The sequence below is a fragment of the Kribbella endophytica genome (assembly GCF_054781295.1).
The window spans coordinates 182878-196387 of the sequence record NZ_BAAGUR010000007.1 but is presented as its reverse complement, the minus strand read 5'-3'; the positions used below and the strand labels follow the sequence as shown (position 1 = coordinate 196387).

Annotated in this window: 14 protein-coding genes; 9 read left to right on the top strand and 5 right to left on the bottom strand. The window is 68.9% G+C overall.

Going from position 1 to position 13510, the window contains the following annotated elements; genetic code table 11:
• Positions 1-16 precede the first annotated feature (16 nt).
• Positions 17-1138 carry a phosphotransferase gene (locus ACYVIO_RS40690; protein ID WP_460656358.1) on the top strand — a complete coding sequence of 374 codons (1122 nt, stop codon included), beginning with the start codon at positions 17-19 and terminating at the stop codon, positions 1136-1138.
• A gap of 1208 nt (positions 1139-2346) precedes the next feature.
• Here the strand turns inward: ACYVIO_RS40690 and ACYVIO_RS40685 are convergent.
• The gene (locus ACYVIO_RS40685) at positions 2347-2883 is read right to left on the bottom strand and encodes a DUF3515 domain-containing protein (RefSeq protein WP_460656465.1); all 537 of its coding nucleotides are present in this window, start codon (positions 2881-2883) and stop codon (positions 2347-2349) included.
• Between the two features lie 2 nt (positions 2884-2885).
• Complete coding sequence (locus ACYVIO_RS40680; protein ID WP_184806149.1) at positions 2886-3122, bottom strand: Lrp/AsnC family transcriptional regulator; 237 nt, start codon at positions 3120-3122, stop codon at positions 2886-2888.
• A gap of 127 nt (positions 3123-3249) precedes the next feature.
• Here ACYVIO_RS40680 and ACYVIO_RS40675 point away from each other — a divergent pair, with 127 nt between their 5' ends.
• The 3 genes from ACYVIO_RS40675 (at position 3250) to ACYVIO_RS40665 (ending at position 5835) form a co-directional block, all read left to right on the top strand.
• Positions 3250-4212 (top strand): thiamine-phosphate kinase, encoded by a 963-nt coding sequence (locus tag ACYVIO_RS40675; RefSeq protein ID WP_460656357.1) that lies wholly within the window; start codon positions 3250-3252, stop codon positions 4210-4212.
• Between the two features lie 82 nt (positions 4213-4294).
• The gene (thiD, locus tag ACYVIO_RS40670) at positions 4295-5107 is read left to right on the top strand and encodes a bifunctional hydroxymethylpyrimidine kinase/phosphomethylpyrimidine kinase (RefSeq protein WP_460656356.1); all 813 of its coding nucleotides are present in this window, start codon (positions 4295-4297) and stop codon (positions 5105-5107) included.
• A complete protein-coding gene (locus ACYVIO_RS40665) occupies positions 5104-5835 on the top strand; it encodes a DinB family protein (RefSeq protein WP_460656355.1) in 732 nt (243 codons plus the stop codon). The genes thiD and ACYVIO_RS40665 overlap by 4 nt, the downstream gene beginning before the upstream one ends.
• On the opposite strand, the gene ACYVIO_RS40660 is transcribed toward ACYVIO_RS40665, so the two are convergent.
• Both ACYVIO_RS40660 and ACYVIO_RS40655 read right to left on the bottom strand, forming a co-directional pair.
• On the bottom strand, positions 5836-6609 hold the full coding sequence (locus ACYVIO_RS40660; protein ID WP_460656354.1) for a hypothetical protein: 774 nt from the start codon (positions 6607-6609) through the stop codon (positions 5836-5838). It lies immediately after the preceding gene.
• An 84-nt stretch (positions 6610-6693) separates the two neighbouring features.
• Positions 6694-7857, bottom strand: coding sequence for an ROK family transcriptional regulator (locus tag ACYVIO_RS40655; protein WP_460656353.1), 1164 nt, complete (start codon positions 7855-7857; stop codon positions 6694-6696).
• A 44-nt stretch (positions 7858-7901) separates the two neighbouring features.
• On the opposite strand from ACYVIO_RS40655, the gene ACYVIO_RS40650 reads away from it, so the two are divergent.
• Together ACYVIO_RS40650 and ACYVIO_RS40645 are read left to right on the top strand one after the other, a co-directional pair.
• Entirely contained in the window at positions 7902-8510 is a 609-nt protein-coding gene (locus ACYVIO_RS40650) for an HAD-IA family hydrolase (RefSeq protein ID WP_460656352.1), read from the top strand.
• Positions 8507-9610, top strand: a complete 1104-nt coding sequence (locus tag ACYVIO_RS40645; RefSeq protein ID WP_460656351.1) for an MFS transporter — start codon at positions 8507-8509, stop codon at positions 9608-9610. The genes ACYVIO_RS40650 and ACYVIO_RS40645 overlap by 4 nt, the downstream gene beginning before the upstream one ends.
• Here the strand turns inward: ACYVIO_RS40645 and ACYVIO_RS40640 are convergent.
• The gene (locus ACYVIO_RS40640) at positions 9539-10183 is read right to left on the bottom strand and encodes an HAD family hydrolase (RefSeq protein ID WP_460656350.1); all 645 of its coding nucleotides are present in this window, start codon (positions 10181-10183) and stop codon (positions 9539-9541) included. The genes ACYVIO_RS40645 and ACYVIO_RS40640 overlap by 72 nt on opposite strands.
• A gap of 175 nt (positions 10184-10358) precedes the next feature.
• Here ACYVIO_RS40640 and ACYVIO_RS40635 point away from each other — a divergent pair, with 175 nt between their 5' ends.
• The 3 genes from ACYVIO_RS40635 to ACYVIO_RS40625 are packed head-to-tail and all read left to right on the top strand — an operon-like array spanning position 10359 to position 13501.
• Entirely contained in the window at positions 10359-11645 is a 1287-nt protein-coding gene (locus tag ACYVIO_RS40635) for an ABC transporter substrate-binding protein (protein WP_460656349.1), read from the top strand.
• A gap of 1 nt (position 11646) precedes the next feature.
• Positions 11647-12684, top strand: a complete 1038-nt coding sequence (locus tag ACYVIO_RS40630) for a carbohydrate ABC transporter permease (protein ID WP_460656348.1) — start codon at positions 11647-11649, stop codon at positions 12682-12684.
• Positions 12674-13501, top strand: coding sequence for a carbohydrate ABC transporter permease (locus ACYVIO_RS40625; protein ID WP_344183628.1), 828 nt, complete (start codon positions 12674-12676; stop codon positions 13499-13501). The genes ACYVIO_RS40630 and ACYVIO_RS40625 overlap by 11 nt, the downstream gene beginning before the upstream one ends.
• The last annotated feature ends 9 nt before the right edge of the window (positions 13502-13510 follow it).

Here is a 13510-nt window from a genome sequence, read left to right as displayed (position 1 = left end):
CCTGAGCCGCGCGGCGATGGACCGCCTGCTTGGCCTCGACCCCCTGGTGCTGCACGGGCACCGCCCGACCGGGGCTGGAACGCCCTCGTCGTCGCGGCCGTTGAACCAGGCGACGATGCTCATCGCCTGCGCCGATCGTGGAGGACAGTTGCACACGCCGACTCCTGAGGAAATCGCGGTGGCGTTCGAGCTGGGGTCCCCGATCGGCGCCCTCGTTCATGTCAGGCGTGGGGACACCGATGCCTGGCGGCTCGACACCACAACAGGACGCTATTTCGTCAAGGGGTACTTCCCGACGACGGGTGGTCAGTTCAACGGCGAGCACTTGATCGACCAGCTGGCTGTCGCGATGGAGTTCGAGCGTCGGGCACTCGAGGCAGGTGTGGACATGCCGGAGCCGATCACGCCTGTCGATCCGCTCCTGGGGCTGGTGACCCGCATAGGAGGCCGGTTGTTCAGAGTCCACCGATGGATCGAGCACCAGACGTCTCAGTCCGACATCTCGGCGTGGCTCGGCCGGACCATGCTGCAGGTCCATCAGCTGCAGCCACTCGGTCGGCTCGGCTTACCTCAGTGGTGGCGGGGAGCGCTCCACTCGCCGGCGACCTGGGAGGGCTGGCTCGCCGAGGCCCGCAAGCGTGACGCCTCATGGGTGGGCCTGTACGGCGACAGCCTGCCGCACATCCTCGCGGTCACCGAACGGATCACGGAGCTGTGCGACGTCGTCCCGGACCTCGTGACAACCCATGGAGATTTCAAGACCCACAACATCGTCCCCTCTGCCTCGGGGCCCGTGCTGGTGGACTGGGACAGCGTCCGGACCGACAGCGCAGCCCTCGAAGCAGGTCGGGTCGCGTACATCTTCGGAGCCGGCGAGCCCGAGCGGGTCAAGAGAATCCTCACCGCGTACGTCGAGGCCGGCGGCGATCTCGCCTGGGCGGGGCCCGATCTCTATCTGAGCGTGTCCAGAAACCAGATCCAGGTCCTCGGCGAACAGATCCGCGTCTCCCTCGGTGAGGCCCCCGCGGCTCGATGGATGGGAGACCGCGCGACAATCGACGCTGCCATCGGCGAGACGCTCCGAGGTCTCCCCGGCAAGCTCGACGAGTTGCGCCACCTCGCGACGATGACTGGCTAACCTCCGCCGGGGGTTAACCAGGTGGAAATGCCGCCGTTTGGAATCTGCATTCGAGCGGCGTGCTTGTGCCCGCCGGGCCCGTCGGGCACCGGGCACACCGGGCGGTGCAGCTACGGCGGGGTCGAACGTGCACCACCGGCGATCGCCAGCCGGCGGCCGTCCATTTCGCGAGCCGGCCCGGCCAGACTGCCCGGGTCGGCGCGCTCGGCGAGCCGGGAGCGGAGGTCGATCGTGGGGCGGTCAGCGGTCAGCGGTCAGCGGTCAGCGGTGGCGGTCGGTAGGCACGACGTCGCGGCGACGGACGTGCGGCACTCACCAAGTGGTGTGGACGGCATTGGCCACCTCAGCGAGGCGGCGGGACGGAGACATCCACGGGGGGTGAGGGGTGGAGGTCCGCTGGCCCGACGTGCGCCACTGACTAAGCGACGGTTTCGGCCGGCGGCTGCGCTCGGTGGGGCGTGCGCGGAGGTAGAGCGCGGAGGTTAGTCAGTGGTGGCGGTCGGCAGGCACGACGTCGCGGCGTCGGACGTGCAGTACTCACCAGGTGGTGCTCGACGACATTGGCCACGCTCAGCGAGCCGAGAGATGGAGGCATCCACCGGGGTGGGTGAGGGGTGGAGGTCCGCTGGCCCGACGGGCACCACTGACCAAGCGGCGGTTTCGGCCGGCGGCTGCGCTCGGTGGGGCGTGCGCGGACGTTGATCGCTGAGGTTAATCAGTGGTGGCGGTTGATAGGTCCGGCTTGTGGCGGTGGACGGACGCCCACTGATCTGGCGGCGCTGGCCGACGGTTGCCGCGCTCGGCTTGGCGGGGTGGTTCGGCGGTGGAGTGTGGCGCGAGTTGGATGACGGGCTCAGAGTTGATGACCGGTGTGTTGTCGCGGCAGTCGTCCAGCAAGGAGGCAGTTGGAGGCCAGGGACGGTCCGGCTGGTGGGTTGTTGCGGGGGATGTGGTGCTCGACAGCCGGCTGGGAGCGAGGGGCGGCTGGGGATGGCTCTGCGGGAAGCTGTCGCGCGCACCGGATGCGAAGCTCCGCCTTCGGATGTAGGGCCGACCCGGATAGCTGCTTCACGGCTGGATGCGGAAGCTCCGATTTGGACGCAGGGCTGGCCCGGGAAAGTTGGTGCACGGCTAGATGCGGAAGGTCCGCTTTCGGACGCAGGGCTGGCCCGGGTAGTTGGTGCACGGCTGGATGCGGAAGCTCCGTTTTACGTGCAGGGGGTGATGAGGCGGTTGTGGGCTTTGACGGCGTCGGAGACGTCGGTCAGGGCGTTGGCCTCGGGGGTGTAGGTCTTGGGGACTGCTATCTCGACGTACAGCTGGCGGCCGATGGTGGTGAAGATGACGCCGTTGGCGGCTTCCTTGGCGAACCAGCCGACGCCGTTGACTTCGAAGCACTGGGACTGCGCCTGGGCCATGCCGGCTGGGGGTGAGACGCCGCAGGTGACCTCGATGGGTGGGTCGCCGTAGGCCGCTGTGAGGGGGCTGACCGGATCGGTGTCGCGGTGGTCGGTGTCGAGGATCTTGGGGGGAAACGCCTTGATGAGGGTGGTGCAGGCGTTTATTACCTCGGGGGCCGGGTCTGGGACGGCGACCGGTACGGGGTCGGAGCCGCAGGCGGTGAGGACAGCCAGCAGCGTGCAGCCAACGGCGAGCGCGCGTCCGCGAGGGACGCGCGCTGCGTGGTGAACCGTGCGGGCGTGTGCCGGTGGAAGACCAGCGCGCGCGGGGACTGACCGGTTGATGGTCAGATGTGGACGACGGGGCAGGTCAGCGTGCGGGTGATGCCGGGGACGTTCTGGACCCGGGCGACGACCAGTTTGCCGAGTTCGTCGACGTTGCGGGCTTCGGCGCGGACGATCACGTCGTACGGGCCGGTGACGTCCTCGGCCAGGGTGACGCCCTGGACCTCGGCGATCTGCGCTGCGACGTCGGCGGCCTTGCCGACCTCGGTCTGGATCAGGATGTAGGCCTGGACCACCACGTCGTTCTCCACTCAGTCGTCCTCAGCGGGCACCGGCCACAGTACTGCAGAGCGGCCGGGCGTACTCGTCGTTGCCTGGTCACCGTACCGCCTAGACTCCAGTCGGCGATATGGGAGGTCTACTGACGTGACAGAGACGTTGGGCACTACCGGGGAGTTCGGGCTGATCGCGGCCGTCACCCGGGGGTTGTCCACAAGTGAGGACGTCCTGGTCGGTCCGGGGGACGACGCGGCCGTGGTGGCGGTGCCGGACGGGCGGATGGTGATCACCACCGACCTGCTCGTCGAGGGCCGGCACTTCCGGCAGGACTGGTCGTCGGCGTACGACGTGGGCCGCAAGGCCGCCGCGCAGAACTTGGCCGACGTGGTCGCGATGGGTGCCCGCCCGACGGCGCTCGTGGTCGGCTTCGGCGGGCCCGCGGACCTGCCGACGGCGTGGGCGGTCGAGCTCAACCAGGGGCTGGCCGACGAGGCCGAACTGGTCGGCGCGAGCATCGTCGGCGGCGACACCGTGCAGTCCGACAAGATCATCGTGTCGGTCACCGCGTTCGGTTCGCTCGACGGCCGCCGTCCCGTACTGCGGTCCGGCGCTCGCCCGGGAGACGAGCTCGCGTTCGCGGGCCGGCTCGGTTGGGCCGAGGCCGGGTACGCCGTACTGACGCGCGGCTTCCGCTCGCCGCGCACGGTCGTTGACGCGCACCGCCGTCCACAACCCCCGTACGCCGAAGGGCCGCGCGCCGCACTCGCCGGTGCCTCGTCGATGTGTGACGTGAGCGACGGCCTGATCGCGGATCTGCGGCACATCGCCGAGGCGAGCGAGGTGGTGATCGACGTCCGGACCCCGGCGCTGGCCATCGCGGAGCCGCTGCAGGCGGTCGCCGCGGCGACCGGGCTCGACGCGTTGACGTTCGTGCTGACCGGGGGTGAGGACCACGCGCTGGTCGGCACCTTCGAGCCGGCCGACGTCCCGGACGGCTGGACCGTCATCGGAACGGTTGCTGAGGGCAATGAAAGTCGCCCGGCCGGGACGGTCACGGTGGACGGCGAGCTGTTCGAGGCGCTGGCCGGGCACGCCCACTTCACCAGCTGACGGGCGAGCGCGGGATGATCGAACCAGCTGGTCCGGCGAGCCCGGCGACGCACGAACGAACCGACCGAGGAGCTGCAGCAAGATGACGTCCGCCCCGCCCAGAGTGCTCACCGTCGCCGGGTCTGACTCCGGTGGTGGCGCCGGGATCCAGGCCGACCTGAAAGCGATGCTGGCCAACGGCGTGCACGGGATGAGCGTGCTCACGGCGATCACCGCGCAGAACAGTCTGGGCGTCCAGGGCGCCTGGGAGCTGCCGGCCGAGCAGGTGGAGGCCCAGTTCCGCAGTGTGGTCGACGACATCGGCGTGGATGCGGTGAAGACCGGCATGCTCGCTTCGGCGGACATGGTCCGGGTCGTGGCCGCTCTGCTGCGCACGCTGCCGCCGGAGGTGCCCGTGGTGGTCGACCCGGTCGCGGTGTCGAAGCACGGCGACGCGCTGCTCGGTGCTGAGGCTATGGAGGCAGTCCGCTCCGAGGTGGTCCCGCTGGCGACTGTGCTGACGCCCAACCTCACCGAGCTCGGTCCGGTCGCGGGGGTGGAGCTGCGGACGCTCGACGACCGGGAGTTGGCCGCCAAGATCCTGCTGGACGCCGGTGCGTCCTGGGTACTGGTCAAGGGCGGTCATGACGACGGTGACCTGGCGGTCGACGTACTGCACGGCCCTGGCACCCGGCAGGAGTTCAGTGCGCCGCGGGCGGACAACCGGCACACCCACGGGACCGGCTGCACGTTGGCCAGCACCATCGCGTCGTACTTGGCGCGCGGGTACGACGTACCGTCGGCAGTGGGGGCGGCGAAGGAGTACATCAGCGGTGCGGTCGCCAACGGGTTCGCCCTGGGTGGGGGGATCGGGCCGGTGGATCACGCATGGCACTTCAGAGGGAGTGGTCAGTGAGCAAGCAGCAGCCGCCGGTCGACGGGCTGTGTGAGCAGTGCGGCTTCAACTACGGCACCGGTGACCTGCAGGGCACGGTGACGTTGCTGGTCCGCCAGGCGGCCGAGTCGGCGATGGCGCTGACCAAGGCGGCCGCCGGGCCGGACCCGGACGTCGTACGGCTGCGGCCGGAGCCGGAGGTGTGGTCCGCGATCGAGTACGCGTGCCACATCCGCGACGTGCTCGAGGTGCAGCGGCTGCGGATCGCGCAGTGCCTGGCCGAGGACCGGCCGGTGTACGCGCCGATGGACCGGACCGGCCGGGTCAAGCAGGAGAAGTACGAGTTCCAGAACCCGGTCGAGGTCGGCGCGGCGGTGATGAAGTTCGCGCGCGAGTTCGGCGCGGCCGCGAAGGTGCTGACGCCGCCGGAGCTCGCGCGGCTCGGGCTCTACAACTACCCGGTCCGCGCGCCGCGCTCGCTGAGCTGGATCGTGCGGCACACCGCGCACGAGATCCAGCACCACCGGCACGACATCATCGAGATCCTCGCCAAGGTCGAACCGCCGATCGTCCCGGCCCCGAAGCCGGTCGTGGAGGAGACCACGGAGGACGGCGACGAGACCGGGACGACGGACGAGAGCGAGGCGATCGGGAGCGTGCCGGAGACGACCGCCCCGGACGAGCCGGCGCCGGACGCGGAGGCGTCGGATCAGCCGGCGCCTGCCGACGAGGACGTCAGCACGCGCTGACTAGGCGACGACGCCCAGGTACTGCCACTGGTTCGCCACGCTCGGCAGCTTCGAGTAGTACGCGACCCGCACCGCGGAGCCCTTCAGCCCGGCCGTGCTCAGGTACGCCGCGAAGTTGCCGAGCTGGTTGCTGGTCATCGTCACCTTCGTGACGTAGTCCGACGCCCCCGGCTTGCGGACCTGGACCAGCACCTGCTGCTTCTGCACGTTGACGGTCCGGCCGGTCGGGTGCCAGGCCTTGAGGTTCCCGGCCACGAGGATCCGGCCGCCCGACGGCACCAGCTTGCCCTTCGGTCCGGCGTTGATCACCGACTGGAATCGCAGGTTCAGCACCCGCGGCGTGGTCGCCGAGGTGAAGGTCTTCACCGCGAGCTTGCCGGTGGTGTCCTTGACCGCGATCTGCCGGATCATCCACGCGCCCTGGCCGCTGCTGGTGAACTTGAACGTCGAGGAGAAGTGGTCGAGCCGGGTCGCGGACTCGATCCGCGGCGCGTTCTGGTTGCGGAACCCGGTCGTGTCGAGCCGGCTGATCCCGAGCGACACCGACATCCCCTTGCAGCCCGCCTCGGACTGCGGCCACTGCGGGTAGAAGGTGAGCTGCCCGCGGTTGGTCAGCGTCTCGTCGTACCCCCAGCTGTTCTTCGGGATCAGTTGCTGAAGGCAAGTGTTCGCGGTCGACGCCGAGGCCGGCTGGGCGAGCGCGACGGTGCCTCCGAGAGCGGCGGCGGCGGTCGCCAGCGTGACGACGAGACGAGCGGCAATGGTCTTACGCATAATCGAAATCCCCCTGGTTGTGATGCGGTCTGCACTAGAAGACGAGGTGGCGCGGCCAGGAGTTGAGTGAAGAATCGGTAACGCTCAAACGGAGTGCGCGCTCTCCCATGCGGTCAGCGAGGTCTCGCTGGTCAGGTGGTCGAGCCCCAGAGCTCCGGCTCCACGCAGTACGCCGTCGGTCGGGTGGGCGGCGTCGAGGACCGGCGGGGGAGCGGTCCGGTGGAACGTCATCAGGTTGTCCTCGTACGCCGAAGCGAACGCGCCCGGTGCCGCCGCGCGCAGGGGAACGGCCAGCCCGCCGAGCGTGATGACCGCAGGATCGTGGGCGTTGACGAGACCGGCGATCCCCGCGCCGAGCGCTTCGGCAACCCGTTCCACAGCCCGCTGGACACGGGACGACTGCGCTCCCCGCAGCAGCTCGTCGGCGTAGGCATAGGGATCGTCCGGCGCGGGCTCACCCAGGTGCCGAGCCAGAGCCCGCCCGTCGATCTCCAGGTCCCAGCACCCACGCGCACCGCACGGGCAGCGCACACTGCGATCGCCGTACGGCGTGTGCCCGTACTCCCCGGCAGTTCCACTCGCCCCACCCGCCGGTACGCCGTCCAGCAGCAGCGTGCCACCGATGCCCACCTCGACGATCAGGTGCAGCGCCGTACCGGCTCCAGCGGCCGCGCCGGTCCGCGCCTCGGCCACTCCGGCGAGCGTGGCGTCGTTGCCCACGAGCAGGAACAGCCCGGTGCCCTCGACGACCGGCGAGAGGTCCACGTCGTTCCAGGACAGCGTCGACGCCTGCAGCAGCTCCAGCCCACGCACAGTGCCCGGTACGGCGAGGGCGACGGCCTGCAGACGGTCGCCGTACTGCTCAGCCACCCCGACGACCACCTCACGCAGCGCTCCTAGGACGCTCGCCGGACTACCGCCTCGGTGCCGCCGTGCGGGGAGCTGCTCGAGCGATCCGTCCAGCGAGACCACACCGCTGCGCCAACCGCCCTGCCGGAGCTCCAGCGCCAGCACGACCGGTCCGAGCGGATGCGCGGCCAGCACCGTGGTGGGCCGTCCACGCCCTTGGATCGGCGCTGGGGACTCGCTGAGCAGCTGAAGATCGCGCAGCCGAGCAGTGACCTCGGTGGCCGAGCCCGTGCTGAGCTGCAGCGCCCGCGCCACCGCCGCCCGGGTGATGCCCGGCTGGCGGCTCAGCAACCCCAGCACCTCGGCAGCGGTCTGCCAGCGTCCTCTTCTGTTCACCATCAGCTCCAGGTTATCCTCGGAGAACGAGCTTAATGGAGGCGGTTGTGAATCCACGGGACATCCACGCGGTGCTGTTCGACATGGACGGCACTCTGGTCGACTCCGATGCCGCGGTCGAGCGCGCCTGGACGACCTGGGCGGCCGAGTACGGCGTCGACGCGGCGGAGGTGCTCGCCATCGCGCACGGAAGCCCGGCCGAGTCGGTGGTCGCGCGCGTCCTGCCCGGGCTCGACCCCACGATCCGGACGATCGCCGCGGGCCGTCAGCACGAGCTGCAGTACGACGACCTGTCGGACGTCGTACCGACTCCTGGTGCGCACGAGCTGCTCGCCCTGCTGGAGAAGCGGGGTCTGCCCTGGGCCGTCGTCACCAGTGCGGACCGGCGGCTCGCCGAGGCCAGGCTGGGAGCCACCGGGATCGAGCCGAAGGTGCTGGTCACCATCGAGGACATCGCCCACGGGAAGCCCGATCCGGAGGGCTACCTGCGCGGCGCCGAGCTGCTCGGCGTACCGGCAACGCAGTGCTTGGTCGTCGAGGACGCCGAGGTCGGCCTGCAAGCCGGCAAGGCAGCGGGTGCCTACACCGCTGGCCTCAAAGGACTCGCCGGGGACCTGAAGCTCGCTGACCTGCACCAGCTCGCAGCACTGCTATGAGCCGCGTCGAGCTGCGGATCGGCCTGGCGCTCGCGGCCCTGGGCTTCCTGCTGGCAGGGCTCGGTGCCTCGATCGCCGTGCTGGCCAGGGACCTCGACAAGTCGACCGACGAGCTGGCGATCCTGTCGTCCGCGTTCGCCGTCGGCCTGCTGATCATCGCGGTCACCGGTCCGTACCTGCTCCGCACACTCCACATCGGGACGGTCCTCAGGGCAGGCTCCCTCATCTGTGCGGTGGGCGCCGCAGCCCTCGCGCTCGCACAGGGCTTCGCGCTGGCCGTCGTCGGTGGTCTGCTGATCGGACTGGGCGGCGCGCTGCTCGTCCTCGTCGCGCCACTGCTCCTGCACGGTCCGACGGCGGCAGCCCGCCTCACGCGAGTCAACGCCGTCTCCAGCGCCACGGGCATCCTGGCGCCGCTGGCGATCGGTGGCGTCGACGCGCTCGGTACCACCGGCCGGATCGCTCTGCTGGCCGCAGTGCCGCCGCTGCTCGTGCTGGCCGCGCTGTCAGGCCCTGGTGAGGCGCCGAGTCATGAGGAGGCTCAGGGCGCTCCAAAGACTCATGTGCTCAAAGGCTGGCTGCGCGTCGTACTGGCTGTCGCCGTGGAGTTCTGCTTCGTCGTCTGGGCTGTTGCGCGGCTCGCAGCGACCGGCGTACCGATGTCGACTGCAGCGCTGCTCGGCAGCGCCTTCCCGATCGGCATGGCAGTCGGTCGAGCCATCGGCCCGCTGCACTGGCGTGGCTTGTCCCCACTGGTTCCGGCCGCGCTGCTGGCGACCACAGGCACCCTGCTGGTCTGCCTGTTCAACCAGCCGGCCGCTGTGACCGCCGGACTGGCACTGGCAGGCCTAGGCGTGGCGCCGCTCTACCCGCTCACCATCGCCGCGCTTGTCGCTATCCCAGGCATCAACCCGGCCCGGCTGGCAGCACTCGGCGCACTGGCGTCCGGTACGGCGATCCTGCTGGCCCCGACCTTCCTGGCCGCGCTGGCAGGCTGGCTGGACCTGCGGACCGCCTTCCTGATCCCGCTACCCCTGCTGGCGCTGCTCTGGGCCGTCAGTCGCGATCGGCAGCCCGTACCCGTGAAGGAGCTCGCGTAGTACCGGTACGCCCTTGGACAGGTGGAACTGCTCGGCGTGCAGTCCGGCCTCCCGTGCTCCCTCGACGTTGTCCGGGTTGTCGTCGATGAACAGGACCGAGGTCGGCGGCAGGTCGAGCGCGGTGAGGATCGTCTTGAAGTACGCCGGCTGCGGCTTCGCCACGCCCAGGTCGCACGAGTAGAACGACCGGTCGAACCACTGCCCGTAGTTGCGGCGGTCGTTCATGATCTCCCGCCGGTACGACTGCTGGTTGGTCGCCAGATGGCAGGGCGCACCGGCCGCCCGCAGTTCCTGTACGACGTCGATCGCCTCCGGTACGACGGCGAAGTGCTCCCACAGCGACAGCACCTCGTCGACCGGGGTGCTGACCTCCCAGCGCTGCAGCACCGCGGCCATCGTCGTCCGGAAATCGCCCTTGCCGGCCAGCGACGGCCCTTCCGCGTCCATCAGGTCGAACACGAAATCGTCGGTGGACTGGTCCTGGCGCAGGAAGGCCGACAGACTGGCCCGCCAGTCGACGGTCGGGGCCTGGATCACGCCGTCGGCGTCGAACAGCACCGCTTCGATGGTCATACCTGCCATCCAACCAGGCGGCCTGTCCAGCCGCCCGGACAGGCCGTTTGGCCGATTCAGGCGGAGGGGACCTGAACCCTTGACCGGTTCAGTTGGTATGCGCTTACCTTGAGGCCATCTGAACACTTGTGAACAACTTCTGGCGCAATCGAACACAGAGAGCCCGGTGAGGCGCATGACTCTGACCAGACGGAAGTTCCTGGCCCTGACCGCGGGTGGCGCTGCCGCCGCGACCACGGGCCTCACCGGGTGCGGCTCCCGAAGTTCGCTCGGCGCCGCCGACGAACTGAGCCTCTGGGCGTGGACCGGGTCGGTGAACGACGACCTGATCGCCCAGGCCTCGAAAGGGATCCCCGGCGCCCCCGGCAAGAAGATCGCCCTGACCCGGATCGGCGGTGACTACAAGACCAAGCTGCTGACCTCGCTGGCCGGCAAGTCGATGGTCCCCGACATCGTCGGCCTGAACGACGACGTGGCCACCTACTTCCCGAACGCCGACCAGTTCGTCGACCTGCACGAACTGGGTGCGGACAAGGTCAAGGACGACTTCCTGGAGTGGAAGTGGAAGCTGGGCATCACGCCGGAGAACCGGATGATGGCCTTCCCGATGGACACCGGCCCGACGGCGCTGTTCTACCGCCGCGACATCTTCGCCAAGGCGGGCCTGCCGACCGAGCCAGGTGACGTCGCTGCCGCAGCGCCCGACTGGAACACCTACATCGAGCTCGGCAAGAAGCTCAAGCAGGCTGTTCCCGGTGCGGCGATCACCGACAACATCACCTCGATCTACGCCTACGCGCTGGCCCAGCTGCCGAAGCGCTACATGACCGTCGACGGTCAGTACATCGGGAACGGCGACCACATCAGGCAGGCCTGGGACCTGTCGGTGCGGGTGGTCAAGGAAGGGCTGTCGGCCAACGCGCAGAGCGGCAGCACTGACGCCAACGCCGTCATCACCAACGGTCGGCTGGCCGCCTTCGTCGGCGCGGTCTGGTGGGCCCAGCTCGGCCCGAAGAACGCCGCCCCCGACAGCAAGGGCCAGTGGCGGGTGACCCCGGCGCCTGGTGGACCGGGCAACCGCGGCGGCTCGTTCCTCGCGATCACGAAGTACTGCAAGGACCCCGCGGCCGCGTTCGCGTTCATCACCTGGCTCGAGTCGGCCCAGAACCAGGCCCAGTCGTTCCTCGACCCGGTGCTGTTCCCGTCCACCCCGGCCAGCTACACCGACTCCAAGATGACCGGTGAGGACCCGTTCTTCGGCGGTCAGCGGATCGTCGACGTGTTCGCCGAGTCGGCCAAGAAGTACCCGGGCACCTACTTCAGCCCGTACGACTCGATCATCAACAAGCCGATCACGGCCGAGCTCGTCAACGTCGAGATCGGCGCCAAGAGCTCGGACCAGGCCTGGCGCGACGCCCAGCACCTGGTGGACCGGGAACTGACCAGGGTGGGGGCGATCTGAGATGGCCGTCAGCGACGCACTCCGATCCCCGGCCGCCGTCCGGACGACCGACGACGACGGCCCGAGCAAGCCGCCGAACAAGTTCAAGCAGGCCTTTCCGCAGTACGTCGCGGTGTCGCCGTTCTTCGTGCTGTTCGCGATCTTCGGCGCCTTCCCGGTGTTCTTCTCGATCTGGCTGTCGTTCCACTCCTGGGACGGCATCGGCCAGATGAAGTGGGTCGGGCTCGAGCAGTACAGCTACCTGCTCACCGACCCGACGTTCTGGAAGTCGATCACCAACACGCTCATCATCTGGGTGCTCTCGACCGTCCCGATGCTGCTGCTGGCGCTGCTGATCGCGAACTCGCTGCACAACGCGACGCGGTTCCGCAGCTTCTACCGGATCGCCTACTTCATCCCCAACATCACCTCGGTGGTCGCGGTGACGATGGTGTTCGGCTCGGTGTTCAGCAACAACTTCGGTCTGCTGAACGCGTTCCTGACCTCGATCGGGCTGGACAAGATCGAGTGGCTCAGCCAGCCGTGGGGGATCAAGGTCGCGATCGCGACCATCGTGGCGTGGCGCTGGACCGGCTACAACGCGATCATCTTCCTGGCCGGCCTGCAGGCGATCTCGTCGGACATCTACGAGGCCGCCAAGGTCGACGGCGCGTCGTCGCGGCAGCAGTTCTGGCAGATCACCGTGCCGCTGCTGCGCCCGGTGATCCTGTTCACCGCGGTCACCTCGACGATCGGCGGGCTGCAGATCTTCACCGAGTCGCAGGTGCTGTTCGGCGCCAGCGGCTCGATCGGCGGGCCGGGCGACGGCGGTCTGACCATCGTGTCCTACCTGTACGACAACGCCTTCGGCGCCAACCAGTTCGGGTACGGCGCGGCGATCGGCTGGGCGCTGTTCATCCTGATCGTGCTGTTCTCGATCATCAACTGGCGACTCATCGGCGGTCGCGACGACGAACGGATCACCAAGCGGGTCGCCCGCCGGGCGCAGCGCAAGATCGCTGCCGAGCGGGCCGGGAAGGAGTACACCGATGCGCACTGAACGAGTTCGTGAGGTGACCAGCCACGTCGTGCTGATGCTCGGGGTGCTGGTCTCGCTCTTCCCGTTCTACTGGATGCTGGTGATGGCCTCGAACACCACGCCGGACATCTTCGCCTACCCGCCGAAGCTGCTGGTCGGTTCGCACCTGCTGGAGAACATGCGCAACGTGCTGAGCAACATCGACTTCTTCGGCGCGATGCTGCTCACGCTGATCGCGTCGCTCGGCGTCACCGTGCTGGTGCTGTTCTTCGACTCGCTGGCGGCCTTCGCCTTCGCCAAGTACGAGTTCCCCGGCCGGAACCTGCTGTTCGGGATCCTGCTGGTCACCTTCATGATCCCGTCCCAGCTCGCGCTGGTGCCGCAGTTCGTCACGCTGGCGGAGTTCGGCTGGATCGGGTCGCTGAAGGCACTGATCATCCCGGGCGCGGCGAACGCGTTCGGGATCTTCTGGATGCGCCAGTACGCCAAGGGCGCGATCCCCGACGAACTGATCTCGGCCGCCAAGGTCGACGGCGCCGGCTTCTTCCGGCAGTACCTCACCGTCGGCCTGCCGGTGCTGCGGCCCGGTCTGGCCTTTCTCGGCATCTTCACCTTCATCAACGTCTGGAACGACTACCTCTGGCCGCTGATCGTGATGACGGATCCCAACCGGCTCACGCTCCAGGTCGCCCTCCAGCAGCTGAACGGTGTGTACGGCACCGACTACAGCATGGTGATGGCGGGCGCCCTGATGAGCGTGATCCCCTTGATCGGGGTCTTCATCATCGGCGGCCGCCACTTCATCGCCGACATCGCCGCCGGCGCCATGAAATTCTGATCGACCACT

What these genes read in the sequence shown, in the direction of transcription:
- ACYVIO_RS40690 (WP_460656358.1), top strand. Translation starts at nt 17, where the DNA reads ATGGACCGCCTGCTTGGCCTCGACCCCCTGGTGCTGCACGGGCACCGC.
- thiD (WP_460656356.1), top strand. Translation starts at nt 4,295, where the DNA reads ATGACGTCCGCCCCGCCCAGAGTGCTCACCGTCGCCGGGTCTGACTCC.
- ACYVIO_RS40660 (WP_460656354.1), bottom strand. Translation starts at nt 6,609, where the DNA reads ATGCGTAAGACCATTGCCGCTCGTCTCGTCGTCACGCTGGCGACCGCC.
- ACYVIO_RS40655 (WP_460656353.1), bottom strand. Translation starts at nt 7,857, where the DNA reads ATGGTGAACAGAAGAGGACGCTGGCAGACCGCTGCCGAGGTGCTGGGG.
- ACYVIO_RS40645 (WP_460656351.1), top strand. Translation starts at nt 8,507, where the DNA reads ATGAGCCGCGTCGAGCTGCGGATCGGCCTGGCGCTCGCGGCCCTGGGC.
- ACYVIO_RS40640 (WP_460656350.1), bottom strand. Translation starts at nt 10,183, where the DNA reads ATGACCATCGAAGCGGTGCTGTTCGACGCCGACGGCGTGATCCAGGCC.
- ACYVIO_RS40635 (WP_460656349.1), top strand. Translation starts at nt 10,359, where the DNA reads ATGACTCTGACCAGACGGAAGTTCCTGGCCCTGACCGCGGGTGGCGCT.
- ACYVIO_RS40630 (WP_460656348.1), top strand. Translation starts at nt 11,647, where the DNA reads ATGGCCGTCAGCGACGCACTCCGATCCCCGGCCGCCGTCCGGACGACC.
- ACYVIO_RS40625 (WP_344183628.1), top strand. Translation starts at nt 12,674, where the DNA reads ATGCGCACTGAACGAGTTCGTGAGGTGACCAGCCACGTCGTGCTGATG.